This window comes from Kitasatospora xanthocidica, from assembly GCF_014656195.1.
In the GTDB taxonomy this organism is placed as follows: domain Bacteria; phylum Actinomycetota; class Actinomycetes; order Streptomycetales; family Streptomycetaceae; genus Kitasatospora; species Kitasatospora xanthocidica.
The window spans coordinates 247241-265369 of record NZ_BNBY01000007.1; the positions used below are offsets into that span (position 1 = coordinate 247241).

The window sequence follows — 18129 nt, forward strand, 5'->3', positions numbered from 1 at the left end:
GGCCCGCCCCGCGTGTGATTTTCCGGCGGGCCCGGGCGTTGGACATGCGAGGATTCGCACCATCAGCCCGACAAAGGAGTGCAGCGAGTGCCCGGCACAAACTTGACCCGCGAGGAAGCCCGCAACCGGGCCGATCTCCTCCGCGTGGACGCGTACGACATCGAGCTCGACCTGGCCTCGGCCCGTGAGGGCGGCACCTTCCGGTCCACCACCGTGGTCCGGTTCACCGCCAACACGCCCGGCGCGGCCACCTTCATCGACCTCGTCGCCCCGCGCGTCGAGGAGATCACCCTCAACGGTGCGCCGCTCGACCCGGCGAGCTTCGCCGACAGCCGCATCCCGCTGCCGGACCTGGCCGCCGAGAACGAGCTGCGGGTCGTCGCCGACTGCGAGTACACCAACACCGGTGAAGGCCTGCACCGGTTCGTCGACCCCGTCGACGGCGAGACCTACCTGTACACCCAGTTCGAGGTGCCGGACGCCCGCCGGGTCTTCGCCAACTTCGAACAGCCCGACCTGAAGGCCGCGTTCACGTTCACCGTGACCGCCCCCAAGGGCTGGGTCGTGGTCTCCAACTCGCCGACCCCGACCCCGGTCGGCGACGGCGACACCCAGGTCTGGGCGTTCGAGCCCACCGGCCGGATCTCCGGCTACATCACCGCCCTGATCGCCGGCCCGTACGTCGGCGTCTTCGACAGCTACGAGAACGGCGAGCAGAAGGTGCCGCTCGGCGTCTACTGCCGGCCCTCGCTGCGCGAATTCCTGGACCCGGAGGCCGTCTTCGCGGTCACCAAGCAGGGCTTCGACTACTTCCAGGAGAAGTTCGACTTCCCCTACCCCTTCGCGAAGTACGACCAGCTCTTCGTCCCGGAGTTCAACGCCGGCGCGATGGAGAACGCGGGCGCCGTCACCCTGCGCGACCAGTACGTGTTCCGCTCCAAGGTGACCGACGCCGCCTACGAGGCCCGCGCCGCCACGATCCTGCACGAGCTCGCCCACATGTGGTTCGGCGACCTCGTCACCATGGAGTGGTGGAACGACCTCTGGCTGAACGAGTCCTTCGCGACCTACGCCGAGGCCGTCTGCCAGGCCGAGGCCCCCGGCTCCAAGTGGCCGCACTCCTGGACCACCTTCGCCAACCAGATGAAGACCTGGGCCTACCGGCAGGACCAGCTGCCGTCCACCCACCCGATCATGGCGGAGATCAACGACCTGGAGGACGTCCAGGTCAACTTCGACGGCATCACCTACGCCAAGGGCGCCTCGGTGCTCAAGCAGCTGGTCGCCTACGTCGGCCAGGACGCCTTCTTCCAGGGCGTGCGGGCCTACTTCAAGCGCCACGCCTGGGGCAACACCCGGCTGAGCGACCTGCTGGGCGCCCTGGAGGAGGCCAGCGGCCGCGACCTCAAGGCCTGGTCCAAGTCCTGGCTGGAGACCGCCGGCATCAACGTGCTGCGGCCGTCCATCGTGCTGAACACCGACGGCGAGATCGAGTCCTTCGCCGTGCTGCAGGAGGCCCCCGCGCTGCCCGCCGGCGCCAAGGGCGAGGCCGTGCTGCGGCCGCACCGCATCGCCATCGGCCTCTACGAGCTGAACGGCGACGCGCTGGTGCGCACCGACCGGATCGAGCTCGACGTCGACGGCCCGCGCACCGAGGTACCCGAGCTGGTCGGACGTCACCGCCCGGCCGTCGTGCTGCTCAACGACGACGACCTCTCGTACGCCAAGATCCGGCTCGACGAGGACTCGCTGGCCGTCGTCACCGACCACCTCGGCGGCTTCACCGAGTCGCTCCCCCGCGCGCTGTGCTGGGCCTCCGCCTGGGACATGACCCGCGACGGCGAACTCGCCGCCCGCGACTACCTGTCGCTCGCGCTGTCCGGCATCGGCCGCGAGTCCGACATCGGCGTGGTGCAGTCCGTGCAGCGCCAGGTGAAGCTCGCCCTCGACGCCTACACCGACCCGGACTGGCGCGAGGAGGGCCTCTCCCGCTGGGCCGCCGCCGCCGAGGAGCACCTGCGCGCCGCCGAGCCCGGCAGCGACCACCAGCTGGCCTGGGCCCGCACCCTCGCCGCCGTCGCCCGGACCGACGGTCAGCTCGGCCTGCTCGCCGGTCTGCTGGACGGGTCGGTCGAGATCAAGGGCCTCGCGGTCGACACCGAGCTGCGCTGGACGCTGCTCACCCGGCTCTCGGCCACCGGCCGCGCGGACGAGGCGGCGGTCGCCGCCGAGCTGGAGCGCGACAACACCGCGGCCGGCCAGGAGCACGCGGCCACCTGCCGTTCCGCCCGGCCGACCGCCGAGGCCAAGGCGCAGGCCTGGGCGTCGGTGGTGGAGTCCGACAAGCTGACCAACTACGTCCAGGAAGCGGTGATCGCCGGCTTCCAGCAGTCCGACCAGCGCGAACTGCTCGCACCGTACGCGGCCAAGTACTTCGCGGCCGTGAAGGGCGTCTGGGAGAGCCGCAGCCACGAGATCTCGCAGCAGATCATCGTCGGGCTCTACCCCGGCCTGCAGGTCACGGCCGAGACCCTGGAGGCCACCGACGCCTGGCTGGCCTCGGCCGACCCGGCGCCGGCGCTGCGGCGGCAGGTCGTCGAGGCGCGGGCCGGCATCGACCGCGCGCTCAAGGCCCAGGCGGCCGACCGCGCGGCGGGCACCCGCTGACGGTCCGCGGATAAGCCGGAAGGGGCGTCGGACGGGATCGTCCGGCGCCCCTTCGGGGGTTGTACGGGTCCTGACGGACACCCTGCGAGGACACCTTGCGGGGCGCCCGGGACACCTTGCGAGGCGCCCGGGCGGGACGCTGCGCGCGGGGGTGTTACTTCTTCTTGCCCTTGCCGTACGGCAGACCGGCCAGAGCGGCGATCAGCGCGAAGGCGACGAGCGGGAGAAACACGTACAGGCCGAGGGTCTGGCCGACGCTCAGGCCGGAACCGGGGTCATCGCCGTCGTCCCGGGTGAAGGCCATGGCGGGCGACGACAGCAGCATCATCAGCGTGACCGTTGCGGAGACCGCGCCGGCTCGCAAAGCGTTCCTCTTGTCCACGTTTCCAACTTACCCGCCGCTTATGGGAGGGCGCGCGTCGGGGTCGGCCTGGCGGGTGGGGGGCGCTCGACCGGCCCCGCGCGCGGGGTCAGTGGTGGTCAGTGGTGGTCAGTGGTGGTCAGTGGTGGTCAGTGGGCGGGGACCCGGGGCCGCGGGGGGCCGGTGGGGCGAGGAGGTGGGCCAGCAGGCGGGCGGTGGGATTGTCGGCCAGGCGGTCGAGGGTGACCGGGGTGCCGGCGCCGTCGGCGACCGGGAGGCGCCAGTTCGGGTACTGGTCCCAGGTGCCCGGCAGGTTCTGCGGGCGCGGGTCCCCGACCAGGTCCGGCAGCCAGACACCGACCAGCTCCGCCGGGGTCGACCGCAGGAAGCGGTACAGCACGGGCGCCGACAGCGGCTCGTCCGCGGTGAGCAGCCCCCGCGCGGCCAGCTCCGCCCGCCAGTCCGCCAGCTCGGCCGCCGCCTCCTCCTGCTCCTCGCCCAGCGGGCGGGCCAGCAGGCCGAGGCGGTGGCGCAGCTCGACGTGCTCGCCGGAGAGCCGGGCCGCGGTGCTGGGCAGGTCGTGGGTGGTGAGGGTGGCCAGGCAGCCCGGCCGCCAGCGGTCCGGGGGCAGGATGGCGCCGTCGCCCTGCCAGTCCCGCTCGAACCAGAGCACCGAGGTGCCGAGCACCCCGCGCGCCGCCAGCTCCTCCCGGACACCCGGTTCGACCGTCCCCAGGTCCTCGCCGATCACGGCCGTCCCGGCCCGGTGCGCCTCCAGGGCCAGCACACCGAGCATCGCCTCCGCGTCGTAACGGACGTACGCGCCCTCGGTGGGCGGGTGGCCGGCCGGTACCCACCAGAGGCGGAAGAGGCCCATCACATGGTCGATGCGCAGGGCGCCCGCGTGCCGGGCGGCGGCCCGCAGCAGCTCCGCGTACGGGGCGTAGCCGGCCTCGGCGAGGGCGTCCGGGCGCCAGGGCGGCAGGCCCCAGTCCTGGCCGTGGGCGTTGAAGGCGTCCGGCGGGGCGCCGACCGAGATGCCGCCGGCCAGCACGTCCTGCAGGGCCCAGGCGTCGGCGCCGTCCGGGTGCACGCCGACGGCGAGGTCGTGGATCAGGCCGACCGGCATCCCCGCCTCGCGGGCGGCGCGCTGGGCGTCGGCGAGCTGCTGGTCGACCTGCCAGGCCAGCCAGAGGTGGAACTCGACCCGCTCCTGGAGCTCCTTGCCGGCCTGCTCGACGTGTGAGCCGTCCGGGTGACGCAGGCCCTTCGGCCAGTGGTGCCAGTCGGAGCCGTGCACCTCGGCCAGGGCGCTCCACAGGGCGTGCCGGCGCAGCCACTCGCCCTCGCGGCGCCGGAACGCCTCGTACGCGGCCTGCCGGCCGGGCCCGCGCGGGACCTCGTGCAGCAGCTCCAAGGCCTCGCGCTTGAGCGTCCGGACCGCGTCCCGGTCGATCAGCCCGTCGTGGGCCAGGACCTCGTCGCGCAGCCGGGCGGCCCGCTGGGCCAGCTCCTCGGTCCGCGCCCGCTGCTCCGCGTCCAGGTACGCGTACTCGGGGACGGCCTCGATCCGCAGGTGCACCGGGTCCGCGAAGCGGCGCGAGGAGGGGCGGTAGGGGGACGGGTCGGAGGGGGTTCCCGGCAGGCCCTGGTGCAGCGGGTTGATCTGCACGAAGCCCGCGCCGAGGCCGGCGCCCGCCCACCGGGCCAGTTCGGCGAGGTCGCCGAGGTCGCCCATGCCCCAGGAGCGGTCCGAGAGGACGGAGTACAGCTGGGCGAGGAAGCCCCAACTCCGGCCCGGCAGCCGGGGGAACCGCTCCGGGGCGACGACCAGCGCCGCCTCGGCGGCCCGTCCGTTGCTCTCCGCCCTCAGCCTGTGCCGGCCCAGCGGCAGGTCGGCCGGCAGCCAGTGCGAGTGCCCCCGGGGCAGCTCCCAGCTCCCCCCGTCCTCCAGCTCCACGCGCAGCCGGGCGTCCGCCGGGACGTCCAGCGCGGTGCGCCGGCCCTGCCGCACCACCACGCACGGCGGCAGCAACCTCGCCTGCTGCTCGGCCCGGTGACGCTCCAGCGCCCCCCGCACCTCCTCCGGCGTGCCGGCCGCCACGCCCAGCGCCGTCAGCACGGCGACCAGCGTCCGCGCCCCGACCAACTGCCCGCCCGGCCCCGGATATCGGGTGTCCACCCCGTACGCCTGTGCCAGCGCGACCAGTTCGGCCGGTGGCGGCGGAGCGTCCTGCGCCGGTACCTGCTCGGCTCCGTCACTGTCGTGGTAAGCGGCCACTCGCGGCTCCTGCGATGTCTCGGCTACGCCCGGTCAGGGCTCCCCAAGTCCTACCCGGGTAACCGCCCGACGACGCTGCGCGACACGACGGCGGCATGGGTGCATCGATCACAAGCGCATGACAGGGGGTGCGCCCTCAGTGGAGGCACCACTCACAGAGCGAAGCGCCCGGCGCGAATCTCCACCGAGCGCTCACTCACCTTCAGGCTGCCTCACGCCCACTCAAGGAACTGGCGAACCCTGGCTTGGTGATCGGCAATCCACCCTTCCTCCAGCGCGATCGGGATCCTGACGGTCACCATAGAGATCGACTCGTCGTCCACCACGACCTCAGGGCAATCCCGATCACCATCGAGTTGAATGGCGACCGTGGGGCCACGATTCATCTCCATCCAAACGATATCCCGCCCCTGAGAAAGCTCCTCCAGGGCGCGCCCCCACGCCTCAAGCTTCGGGCGCGAGAGGACAAGAAGGGTGCCACCCTTGACAAACATGCTGGTTACAGCAATCTCAGCCTCCCAGAATCCCGATTCCATGGCCGAGTGAACAATAATTCGGACTTCATTCTCAAGGTCGGTCAACCGGACCAGCTCAAAAGGCAACATACGCCACACCCTCTCACCCGACAAGGAACTGGCCGAACGTTGACCATCCGTGATCATCGAAGGCGTGAATGTCCACCCGATATGGGACATTCGATCCTGGATGATAGCGCGGCGCGGCCTGGAATAGCACGCTTCTCTGGGTGCTGCTCACATGCTCGGCAATGGACTCGCCAAATGCGGCCATGGCTCCGTTATCGGTCTTTGAATTTGTCCTAACGATGTTCGCCGGAACCTTTCCATCGCCACCGAGTGCGGCAGGCAGAAGGTGCCCCCTGGTATGGCCCGGAGAGTTCTTGACGAAGCCTGGAGGAATAATTCGCCGGCCCGCGGTGGTCCCGGTTCCAATGTCTGCCGGTGAAACAACGGCAATGACTCCGCTTCGCTTCCCGTCCGCATTCACCTCTCCATAGTCGACATCACCGCACGTATTGTGAACCAGGACCGGAATGGCTCCCGCCAGCACATAGTAGGTGTGGAGGAGGTTGACGGTGAGGTTGTGGGTGGTGACGGCGTAGGGGTAGTTGCGGACGGACTGGATGGTGAGGGTGGTGCCGTCGGGCTGGCGGAGGTGTTCGCCGGGGGTGAGTTCGCCGGCGTCGACCCACTGCTGGCGGGTCTCGCTCCAGTAGGGGTGGTGGTACGTGGAGGTGATCTTCGCCTGGTCCGCGGCCGGGGGGCCGCGGGGGTTGGCGTCGTCGGTGAGGGTGAGGTCGGTGAAGTCCTTGTCGTCGGGGGTGGTGATGGTGGCGGTGACGGGCTCGGGGTGGGTCTCGCCGGTCTGGGGGTCGGTCGCCATGACGACGTCGCCCTCGTGGATGTCCTCGATGGGCTTGAGTGACCCGTCCCCCATCAGGACCTTGGTGCCGGTCGGGAAGCTGTTGCGGACGAGGGAGCAACTGGACGCGGCCGATTCGTCGGCTTCCTTGGCTACTGCCTTACTCTCGGTTCCTGCCGCATCTGTTGCTGTTTCTTTTGCTGCTTTTTCTTCTGCGGCCTTGGCTGCTGCCTTTTCGGCTGCGCGAGCCTCGCCCGCGGCGGTCTTGGCGGTGACCAGGGCGGCTTCGGCTTCCTTGGCGGCGCGTTCGCCGCTCCGGATGGCGGTGTAGATCTTGTTGATCTCTTTGTAGATCTTGAGGGCTTCGATGCCGGCCTTGACAGCCTTGGCGAGCTTTCCCCACGGCACCACGTTCAGTGCCGTGTTGATGCAGCTCATCACTTCGCCCTTGGTGAAGCAGTCGCGGGCGTCGTTGTAGCCGATCAGATCGCCGACGATGTCGACGACCTTGTGCACGAGTTCGTCACGCTTGTGCTTGTTGACGCGGACGATGTGGTCCGCTTCTTCGACGGCGTGCTGGGCCGTCTGCACCTCGGCTGTGGGCTTCTCCACGACGACCACCTGGGTGGTTTCGCCGTGTGAGTCCGTGTGCCAGCCGGCGCACTCCGTCGCCTGGTCGCATTCGAGGCGCAGGCCGTTGGCGTCGGACTTGTTGATCGGGCTGTTGTTGGCGTACGCGTAGGCGTTCCACTGTTGGGGGTCGCCGGGGTCGGTGATGGGGTCGGGGCTGATGAAGCGGCCCGCGCTGGGGTCGTACTCGCGGGCGCCGAGGAGGGTGAAGCCGGTCGACTTCTCCTTGGTGCCGCCGACGAAGCCCTTGTCGCCGGCCCAGACACCCGCGGACGGCTGGGTGCCGCGCTCGTTGCCGAAGGGGTCGGTGGGACGGCGGACGTGGGCGAGGGTCGCGGCATCGATCTGGACGCCGTTGGTGCCGTGCGGGTCCGCGCCCTGGTAGGCGAGCGTGGAGGATCCGCTGCTCATCGTCCGGGTGATGGAGAGGCCGTTGGACGCCCCGTAGGTGCGGACAGTGGTGACGACCTTGGTGTTGGTGTCCAACGTGAGCTGGTCCGCACCCAGGTTGAGGGTGGTCTTGCCCGGGTCGCGGCGGATCAGCTGGCCGCCGGACAGGTCGTACAGGTAGCTGGTGGCGCCGCTCTGGCCGGTGCCGGTGATCTGGTCGAGCTTGCCCTGGGCGTTCCAGGTCAGCGTCCTGGTGCCCGGAGTGTCGGTGATCGAGGTGGTGTTGCCCGCCGCGTCGTAGGTGTACGAGGTCACCGCGGTGCCGGCCGGGCCGGTCTGGGTGGACTTCGTCAGTGCGTGCGGACCGCCCGTGCCGCCGCCCGTCTTCGGGTCGGTGGACGGGGTGTTGGGGCCGGTGCCGAAGGTCTGGGTGGTGGTGACGTCCTTGGTGGTGTCGCCGTTGACGTCCTTCTGGACCAGCTTGGTGCGGTTGCCGACGAGGTCGTACTCGTATTGCTGCCAGTACGGGGCCGGGCCGCCGACGCTCGGCTGACCGTTGGTCACCGACGGCCCGTCGGTGTTGGTGCAGGCTCCGACACCGGGAACGCTGGGCATCGGTTTGGTGCTCTGGGTGCCGGTGTCGGTCCAGGCTTGGGTGAGTCGGCCGAGGTAGTCGTGGGTGAAGCACTGCAGGTCGGCGACCTGGCCGTCCTGCGCGTTGCGGGCCGAGGTGACCTGGCCGAGCGGGTTGTAGGTGTAGTCGACGGAGTCCACGTGGGCGGTCTCGGCGCTCTGCTTGTCCAGGATCGAGCGCGTGACGCGGCCGGTGGCGTCGTCGATGGTCATGGTGGTGACCACCTGAGCGCCGGCGACGCCCACAGTGGTGCGGTACGGACGACCGTAGGGGTCGTAGCGCACGTCAGCCACGTAGGTCCTCGCCTGGCCTGCGCCGAACCGACCGGACAGCCCGCCGAACTGGCCGACGTCGTCGGGAGCGAAGGTCAGGGTTTCCCGGCCCATGTTGGCCACGGCTGGAAGGGTCGTGGTCGCCAGCCGACCACCCTCGTCATAGATGTTGTCGGTCTGGTAAACACCGGCGAGTTCGTTCTCGACGGCGGGGATGGTGGTCTTGGCGCCCTTCTCGCGGTAGCCGATGTCGTAACCGGTGATCTCCGACTTGTAGGCGGCCCCGCTCGCTCCGCCGACATAGCGCGTCGAGGAGGTCGGCTTGCCCAGGGCGAGGGTGTCGAAGGTCCAGGCGGCGACCTGCTTGGCCGGGTCGACCGTCGTACCCTCGTAGGCCGCGGTGGTGCGGCCGAGCAGGTCGGTGACGGACGTCGCGCTCTTGCCGCGGGAGTCCGTGACGGTGACCAGGTTCTTGGTGTCGTCGTACGCCGTCGTTCCCGTACCCGAGTCCGGGTCGTTGGTCTTCACCGGGCGGCCCAGAAGGTCGTACTCGTACGTCCACTGGTTGCCCGCCGCGTCCTTGCGCCAGACCTCCTTGCCGTCCGGCGTGTAGCCGTACGTGGTCTCGTCGTACGCGCCGGTCGGGGTGTTGCCCTTGTACTGGCGCAGGGCGACGGTGTTGCCGCGGGCATCGGTGATCTTTGCGGAGGCGTAGCCACCGGCCGGCGGGGTCATGCGGACCTCATCGGCGCCGAGGTAGTCGGTGTGAGTGCGCCACTGTTCCACGCCGTGCGACTGGAAGATCGAGTCGGTGACCCGGCCCATGCCGTCGAACTTCTGGACGGTCTGCGAGGGGATCTTGCTGTCCGGTTCGACGCCGCCGTTGGGCAGAAAGAGCTGGCCGCTGGGCTGTGCCTTGTCGTCGTAGTAGGCGGCGCTCGTCTTGGTCTGCCGGCCCTGCGAGTCGAACAGCGCGTCGGTGATCATACGGCCGGTGGCGCCCGAGGGCGGGGTGGCCTGGGTCTGCCGGACCCGGCCGAGGCCGTCATAGATGGTGAAGTTCGAGGTGTAGAGCTTCAGACTGCCCATCAGCGCTTGGGTGAGAACCTGGGAGGGGGCGTTGGTGCCGTTGACCGAGTACGAGATCTTGCGAGTGGGCCGGTTCGGGTTCTTGGCACGGTTGTTGTCCGGGCTCCAGCTGGCGACGGCGCGACCGAGGGCGTCGAAGTCCTGCTCGCTGATCCGGCCGTTCTCGTCCTTGATCTTGAGCGGCGAGCCCCGGCCGACGTCGAGGGTGCTGACGGTCTGCCAGCCCAGCGGGTTGGTGTGGGTGACCTGCGTGGGCAGTTGCCCGGTGGCCGGGGAGTAGGCGGTCTTGGTCTCGGCGCCGGTCGGGTGGGTGGCGTCGGTGCGGGTCGGGTCGACGGTGCTGATGACCCGGCCGTACACGTCGAAGCTCACCCTGGCGGTGGCCCGGTAGACCGGCTGGCCCGCAGCGTCGTAGCGCTCCAGGACCTCGGTCGAGGTCTGTTCGGACTTGGCGCCGGACTGGCCGAACGGCAGACCGTCGAAGTACGCCCGGGTGTCCGCGACCGTGTTGTCCTTGGTCGCGGTCTGACCGCAGGCGCCCTTGAGGACCAGGGTGCGCGAGGCCAGCTGCGTCGGCGCGTTGCCGGGGCCGTTCGCGTACTCGAAGGAGGTGCAGAGCAGCTGCTCGGGGTGGGCCAGGTCACCGTTGTCGTAGACGGTGAGCGGACGGGCGAAGGGAGTCGAGTCGTACGTGGTGGAGCGCTCGCGGGTGCGCCAGCCGTTGGCGAGCTTGTCGCGGTTGGTCACCTTGAGGACGTTGACGGCCCGGGCGGTGATCGCCGGCATGCCGCCGGACTGGTTGCGAGTGGCGGTGACCGGACCGACCCACGGGTCGGAGACCACGGTGGAGAGGACTTCGCCGTTCTCGCCGTTGTAGGTGGCGGAGTCGCGGATGAAGCCGACCAGGGCGTTCTCGTCCTTGATCGTGCCGCCGTGCACGTCGGCCACCGTCACCTGGCGGGCGGTTCCGTTGGCGAGGACGTCGCCGTCCATGCCGCGCAGGAACGTGGCGACCGACTTGGTGCGCGGCGACTCGACGTCGCTTCCGCTGCCGGTGAGGGTGGTGACCGTCGCGTACCCGCGGAACTGGTCCCAGGTGCGGGTCTTGGAGTCGGCCATCTCGGAGTCGTTGCGGTGCCAGGCCGCGCCGCCGCCGTACACGTAGTTGGTGACGACTGCGGGCTGGCCGCCGGCGACCGAGTCCTCCTGGGTGACGGACTGCACGATGACCTTGTTGAACCAGTCGTTCACCGGATCCGGCGCGCTCTGCCCGGGCAGGTACCACTTGACCGGCATGCAGGCCATCGTGTTGCCGTCCTCGGACGCCGGCATCGTCCCGCCGGCCTCCCGCGAGCACTCGGCGGGCCGGTAGACGACGTTGATCAGACCGCCGGTCTCGGTGGTGATCTTCTGGATACGCGGACGGTTGTACGGCTCCACCGAGGCCGAGGTGCCGTCGACCGGCCCCTTGACGCGGTTGGCGATCTGCAGCGGCTGGAAGGACACCGCCGGCAGGGTGATCGGCGTGCGGTTGTTGCTGCCGGTGTGCTGAACGGAGTCCAGCCAGAGTGACGGCGAGGTGCCGTCGCCCGGGTCCTGGAAGGACTGGTTGAGGGTGAAGGAGTCGACCGCGCGGTACTTGGTGCCCTCCCAGACCTCGGTGTCGATCTTCGTGAGGCGCTTGGTGGTCCAGAAGGTCGGCGAGTAGACGGTGCAGTCGCCGGTCGCGTCGCAGTTCTGGTCGATCGGGGTGTCCGGCCAGCGCTTGGCGTTGGCCTTGGTCCGCTGGGACGGGTCGCAGGTGAAGTCCTTGTCCGGCAGGCAGCGCTCGGCGGTGCGGAACCACACCTGGGCGGCCGGGTTGGCCTTGCCCTTGGCGGCGATCTGGTCGGGCAGGCGCTGGCCGTAGCCCACCCAGGTTGGGTAGGCGGCGCGCTGGTACTGGACCCGGGGGCCGGTGCCGTTGTTCTGGCCGCCGCCCTGGACGTAGTAGTTCTGCTCCTGGTCGTACCGGTAGGTGATCAGGTTCTGGTGCGGGTCGACGACGTAGTCCAGCGACCACTGCCAGCCCATCTGGTTCCAGGAACCGGTGGCCGGGGAGCCGGTCTTCAGGCACGGGTCCTGGCCACCGGGCCAGTACACGGGAAGGGTGGAGACCGAGTTGCTGGCCTGGTCGGTGCCATCGCCGCCCGGCAGGTGGTTGGCGCCGAAGTAGTACTGGGTGCCGTCGACGGTGGTGATCCGCCAGGCCTCGCCGTTCCAGGCGCCGTTGTTCTGCGCGGTCAGCCGCTCGACCTTGGTGCCGTCCTCACCCTGGAGGTGCCAGTCGCAGGACGTGTCGTCCTTGACGAGCTGACCCGCGTGGCCCGCGAGCGAGAGCTGGAGCAGGTCACCGCCCCAGCACTGGTCGCCCGACTTGTCGATGCCGGCGTCCTTGCAGCCCTTGTAGCCGCGGACGATGGAACCCGGGTGCCACTCCCAGCCCTCACCGATCCAGGACGGCTGGGCGTTGGTGGAGGCGGTCTTACCGTCCACCGAGGAGGAGTCGTAGCCCAGCGAGACGTCGGGGGCCGGGCCCGCCAGGGCGGAGGGCAGTTCGACGGTGTAGCCGTAGGTGAAGTTGCCCGCGTTGGCACCGGCCTGCCAGGAGGCGGACGGCGTGATCGGCGAGGCGGTGAAGTCACCGCTGCTGCCCTTGGCGTCCGCCTCGACGGCGAGCGCCACCGCCGAGGAGGCTGCCGAGCTCTCGAAGGCGCCCGAGGCGAAGGACTTGGAGGCCTCGCCGGTCGGCTGCGGGACGTCGACCTCGGCGACCAGTCGGCCGGTGGAGGCGTCGCGGTGGGACGGCACCGGGGTGCGCGTCGTGCAGCCCGCGGCGCCAGGGGTGGTCAGCGCGCAACCGGGCAGCTGGACGATCCTGGCCCGGGAGGCCCAGTTGGCGCCGGCGTTCTTCGCCCAGGCCTGGACGTCGATCCCGACCTGGACCCGGCCCGCCTGGTGGCCCGCGCCGGTGTCGGTGAGGGCGACCAGGGCACCGTTCACTCCGGCGGCCTTCATCTGGCCCTGATCGGCCAGTTCGACCTGGAGCGTCGAGGGGGCGCCGTTCGCCGGGGCCGCCGACGCGGTCAGGGCGTCAGGCTTCGCGCCGGGGGCCGGGGCGATCCAGACCGGCAGCGAGCCGGCCTGGACCGGCTGCGAGGGCGCAGCCGTCGGCGCCGCCTCGGATGCGAACGGAGCCGGATCCGCCTTGGCGCCGGGACCGTCGAGGACGGCGGTGGCTCTGCCGGACGGTGGACTGGAATCGGCCGGTGGCGACCACTTCTTCCCGGGGTCGGGCTGGTACCCGGCGGCCTTGCCGTTCGCGCCCTTCACCGGGTGGGTCTCCGGCACCGGCGTGTTCGGCGGCACCCAGACCTTCGGTGGCGGGTCCGCGTGGGTGACCGCCTCGACGGAGGGGATCGTCACCACCGACATGCAGACGGCCAAGGCTGCCGCGACGGCCACGCGCAGACTGCGCGGACGGGTGAACACGCGGACACGACGAGACAACTGATCCCCCCACAGATCCCCGGAGCCCGAATCGGACCGACCGTGCCGGCCCAGGCCTCCGGCACCTTATGGGCACACGACCTATCCGGAACAGGAAGACTTCATGATCACGCAGTGTGAGGAACGTCACCCGGAGAGCAATGTGTCACCTCCCGCGACAACTCGGACACGGTGTCGACAAAACGCTTTGACAGCGAAGCAAATGTGAAGGCACCGTGCGGCTGACTTCTGCTCACATCACCTTTGACGACGGGGTCTTCATGTCAAGGTCGAAACCACCATTTCCTCCAACTCCCGGGCGGGGCACAAGAAGCCGGACATTCGGCGCGGCACTGCTGCCGCTCGCCTGTACGGCTGTCCTCTCCCTCGGCGCAGGCCTCCTGGCAGTGCCCGGCATCGCCGCGGCGGCTCCCGCCGACCGCGGCCACGGACCTGCCGACACCTCCTGGCCCGCGCATCCCGCGCCACCGGCCAAGGGGCAGCCCGGTGGTCGCTCGGCCCAGACCGAGGTGATTCGCACCGCGCAGGCGAAGGCGAAGAGCACCGGAAAGCCCGTCGTCGTCGATTCCCTGACCACGGGGAGCAGCCGGACCACCGCCAACCCGGACGGCACGGTGAGCAGCGAATCCTCGCCGGTGGCGGAGCGGGTCAAGAACGCCGACGGCACCTGGCGGGCCGTGGACGCGACCCTGCGGGCCAACGCCGACGGCACGGTCACGCCGACCGCCGTCCCGTCCGCTCTCACGTTCTCCGGTGGCGGCAGCGGCCCGCTGGCCACCATGGCGACGGCGGACGGCAGGAAACTGTCGATCAAGGCGCCGTTCGACCTGCCGAAGCCCGAACTCGCGGGCAGTAGCGCGCTCTACCGGTCCGTCCTGCCCGACGTCGACCTGGAGGTGAGTGCCACCGCCGCCGGCGGCTGGCGTCAGATCCTGATCGTCCGCACCGTCCAGGCCGCGGCCGACCCGAAGATCAAGAAGCTGCACCTCGACACCACCACGGACGGGCTGACCGTCAAGGCGGACGCCAACGGCAACCTGACCGCCGAGGACGCCACCGGCAAGGCCCGTTTCACCGCTCCGGCTCCGGTCATGTGGGACTCCACCCCCGCCGGCTCGCAGTCCAAGGCCACCGCGGCGCCCCCGGCCGACGGCGCTCCGGTCCCGGCCGGCTCCGACAGCAAGGCCCCCGGCCCCGGCGCCCGGACCGCGCCGATCACCACCACCGTCACCGGCAGTGGCATCGACCTGGTGCCGGACCCCTCGGCGCTCGGACAGGGCACCGGCCCCTGGTACATCGACCCGGGCTGGAACCCGACCGCCGACAACGGCACCCAGGCCTGGGCGCAGGTCCAGTCGGCCTACCCCACCACCCCGGAGTACAACGGCACCCAGTACGGCCAGGACAAGCCGGGAGCCGGCTACTGCGGCTACATCGACACCAGGAACCGCTGCGAGAGGGAAGGCAAGGAACGCGCCTACTTCCAGGTCGGCCTGGACCCGGTGTTCTGGGACTCCGCCGTGCTGAGCGCCAAGCTGTACGCCACCGTCGCGGAGTCCTCCAGCCCGTCGACACCCACGCCGATGGGCCTGTACTCGACCGGCTCGGGCAACAACAACCCGATCAACCAGTGGACCCGCTGGGAGGCCCAGCCCTGCCCTGAGCTCTCGAACTGCGCCAAGGTCGGCCTGAACTGGATCCAGGGGGCGGGCGGCAAGGAGTTCGACGTCCTCACCCAGATGACCCAGGCGGCGAGCGAACACTGGGGTGGTTGGACCTTCATGTTCGCCCCCGACGACGAGACCAACAAGTACTACCACCAGCGGTTCGCGAACAGCCCGCACATCGTCGTCACCTACGACTTCGCGCCCAACATCGGCAGCCCCGCCACCAGTCCGACCCCCGGGTTCGCTCGTGACGCCACCTACAACGCGTGCCAGACCCCCGGCACTGGCAACCCCTGGGACAACCCGGGCTGGGTCGGGATCAACACCGACATCAACCTGAGCGTCGACACCTGGTCGCGGACCGGTGAGCAGCTCTGGACGACGTTCAAGATCTGGGACGACGACAACGGCGGTTCCTCCGCCGTCTACTCGACGGACTGGGGAGCCAGTTCGGGCCGCAAGAACGTGAGCGTCGGCCCGCTGATCGACGGGCACCAGTACGGCTGGTACGCCGTCACCGACGACGGCACGCTCCACAGCGAGAACTCGCCGATGTGCTTCCTCCGCATCGACCGCACCCCGCCGACCGCGCGGGTCACCTCGACGGACTTCCCCGAGTCCGGCACCCTCGGCGGCCACCCGAAGCTCGTCGGCCAGGAGGGCGTCTTCACCCTGACCGGCGCCGACCCGGCTCCGGCCACCGGCGGCCGCTCCTCCGGCCTGGCCTGCGCCCGGTGGACCACGGACCCGGTCCAGGCCGCGGCCACCGGGTGGAACTGCACCGACGGCGGCAACATCGTCAAGATGAACGGCGACGGCAGCGTCCAGCTGACGTACACGCCGTGGCACTGGGGGACCAACTTCCTCTACCTGCAGACCCAGGACAACGCCGGCAACATGTCGCAGCCGGTCGCGTACACCTACTTCGTGCCGAGCAACCCCGCCGCCGGCGACCCCGTCATGGGCGACATCGACGGCGACCGCAAGGGCGACGTCCTCCTGCCGGACGGCACCGGCTCGCTGCGGCTGGTGGGCGCCAACGCCGACCCGTACGCGGCCCCGAACACCAAGCCGGCCTCCGCGCCCGGCGCGGCGGACAACCAGGACTGGAGCACGGCCCAGATCACCCACCGGGGTTCGTTCAGCGACCGGAACGTGGACGACCTCGTCGCACACGCTCCCGGCAGCCCCTTCCTCTCGCTCTACCCGAACGACGACATCGCCGGGCATCTCGACGGCCAGGCCGCGACGACGCTGGCCAAGAGCCGCTTCTGCATCCTGCCCGACGGCACGCCGATCGACTGCGCCGCCAACGGCAACGGCAGTGACTGGTCCGGCGTCACCCAGATCGCCGCATTCGGATCGCCCTACGGCGACACGCCGGACAAAGCGGGTACGACCCTCGCGGGTCTGCCCCGGTCCTCCCTGCTCTTCGTCGAGAAGAGCAGGTTGTGGCTCAACCTGTCGGACAACGTGAAGCACCTCGACGGACCGGCCATCCTCCTGTCCCAGGACCAGTCCTGGGACAGCTACGACCTGATCACCCCCGGCCCGACCAAGGGCACGAACGTCCCCACCGTCTGGGGCCGGGCCAAGGGTGACGGAACCGTCCACGCCTACCAGTTGCTCAAGGGCGGCGCCCCGGGGACCTTCGACGCCTCCGGCTTCTCGGTGCCCACCAAGGGCTGGCTGGCCAACGGCGTCGACGCCAGGCTCTACCCGAAGGTCGGCTCCAACGGCGACGTCACCGGTGACGGTGTGCCCGACCTCTGGGCCGTCGACACCACCAATCAGCTGGTCGCCTGGGCCGGTGTCGGCGCCAAGGCGCCCGACGCCAACAGCGGCGCGACGGTGACCGGCCTGGAGAAGAGCCCGGTCGCGCTCGGCAACCTCAACCACCCGGTCGGCAACTGGCTGGCGGCGCCCGACGGCGGCGACACCGTCGGCGACGGCCAGAAGCGTGCCAACGGTACGGCCTCCGGCGTCAGTTGGGTCGGGGACGCGGTGGACGGCCGCGCGGTCACCGTGGGCGCCTTCAGCCCCGGTGCGGGCTCGAACATCACCATGTCGGGCCCGGTGGTCGACACCCGGAAGAGCTTCACGCTCTCCACCTGGGCCAAGGCGGGTCCGGGCGGTGGCGTGGTCGCCAGCCAGGGGACCGTCCACGGGAGCAACTTCCTGCTCTACACGGACGGCCCTGGACGGAACTGGAACTTCGCCCTGGCGTACGCGGACGACGACAACTGGTCGTACCACTACACGGAGATCGTGAACGCCGCCGCCCAGACCCGGCTGGGCGTCTGGACCCGGCTGACCGCCTCCTACAACGCGGACACCGGCCTGATGGCGCTGTACGTGGACGGCGTGCTCGCGGGCACCAGGGTCCACTGGGCGAGCAGCAGCCCGCCGTCCTCGGGGCCGTTCGCACTCGGCCGCTACAAGTACCAGTCCAAGCAGAGCGCGAGCTTCGACGGCAGCATCAGCAGCACCGCCGTCTACCCGTTCGCGGTGGCGCCCGCCGCTCCGGGCGCCACCGGCGTCGTCCGCTCGGCCGTCAACGGCGACATGTGCGTCGACGACGCCGGCGCGGGTACCGCCAACGGCACCGCGATCCAGCTCTACGGCTGCCACGGGAACCCGTCGCAGCAGGTGTCGCTCGGCAACGACGGCACCCTGCGCGTGCTGGGCGGGTGCATCGCCCCGGTGAACGCCGGCACCGGCAACGGCACGCCGCTGGAGTACCGCACCTGCGACGGCACGGCGGCGCAGAAGTGGGTGCCGCTCGCGAACAACGCGCTGTACCACCCGGCTTCCGGCCGCTGCCTGACCCTGCCGCAGTGGCAGGCGGTCAACGGCGCGCGGCTGGACCTGTGGGACTGCGCGTACGAGGCGAACCAGCAGTGGAGCGTCCCGACCCTGCGGACGGCTGTGCTGCCCGCTCCGCCGCGCTCCTGACGTCCATGTCCTGAGCTGGGAGTCGAGGGCCCGCTCCGCTGATCGGCGGAGCGGGCCCTTTCGCGTCGTCAGAGGAGGTCAGGCGGACTGTCGGAGGAGGTCAGGAGGGGATTCGGGGGAGGTTCGGGGAAGGGCCGGGGAGGGGTTCGCGGAGCGGTCGAGGAGGGGATGAATCGGGGCAAGGACGGCATAGCCGTCGACGACGTTGACACCGGGTTGGGTAGCTGGTGGGGTGGCGGCGATGTGGTTCCGGC

The 18129-nt window shown here is 70.4% G+C and carries 6 protein-coding genes; 2 read left to right on the top strand and 4 right to left on the bottom strand.

Translation table 11 applies throughout. The features are described from left to right. The first annotated feature begins 87 nt into the window (after positions 1-87). Positions 88-2667, top strand: a complete 2580-nt coding sequence (pepN, locus tag IE332_RS15650; protein WP_189916455.1) for an aminopeptidase N — start codon at positions 88-90, stop codon at positions 2665-2667. Between the two features lie 154 nt (positions 2668-2821). Here pepN and IE332_RS15655 read toward each other — a convergent pair whose 3' ends face one another. The 4 genes from IE332_RS15655 to IE332_RS15670 all read right to left on the bottom strand — a co-directional run bounded on the left by IE332_RS15655 (position 2822) and on the right by IE332_RS15670 (position 13169). Then, complete coding sequence (locus tag IE332_RS15655) at positions 2822-3049, bottom strand: hypothetical protein (RefSeq protein WP_189916456.1); 228 nt, start codon at positions 3047-3049, stop codon at positions 2822-2824. A 118-nt stretch (positions 3050-3167) separates the two neighbouring features. Next, on the bottom strand, positions 3168-5309 hold the full coding sequence (gene malQ / locus IE332_RS15660) for a 4-alpha-glucanotransferase (protein ID WP_189916457.1): 2142 nt from the start codon (positions 5307-5309) through the stop codon (positions 3168-3170). Positions 5310-5521: 212 nt separating this feature from the next. Further along, positions 5522-6004: a DUF5959 family protein gene (locus IE332_RS15665; protein ID WP_308437571.1), complete on the bottom strand. Its 483-nt coding sequence runs from the start codon at positions 6002-6004 to the stop codon at positions 5522-5524. Further along, a complete protein-coding gene (locus tag IE332_RS15670; RefSeq protein ID WP_189916459.1) occupies positions 5928-13169 on the bottom strand; it encodes an RHS repeat-associated core domain-containing protein in 7242 nt (2413 codons plus the stop codon). Before IE332_RS15670 ends, IE332_RS15665 begins: the two co-directional genes overlap by 77 nt. 593 nt (positions 13170-13762) lie before the next feature. On the opposite strand from IE332_RS15670, the gene IE332_RS15675 reads away from it, so the two are divergent. Further along, positions 13763-17875, top strand: a complete 4113-nt coding sequence (locus IE332_RS15675; protein WP_189916460.1) for a ricin-type beta-trefoil lectin domain protein — start codon at positions 13763-13765, stop codon at positions 17873-17875. The last annotated feature ends 254 nt before the right edge of the window (positions 17876-18129 follow it).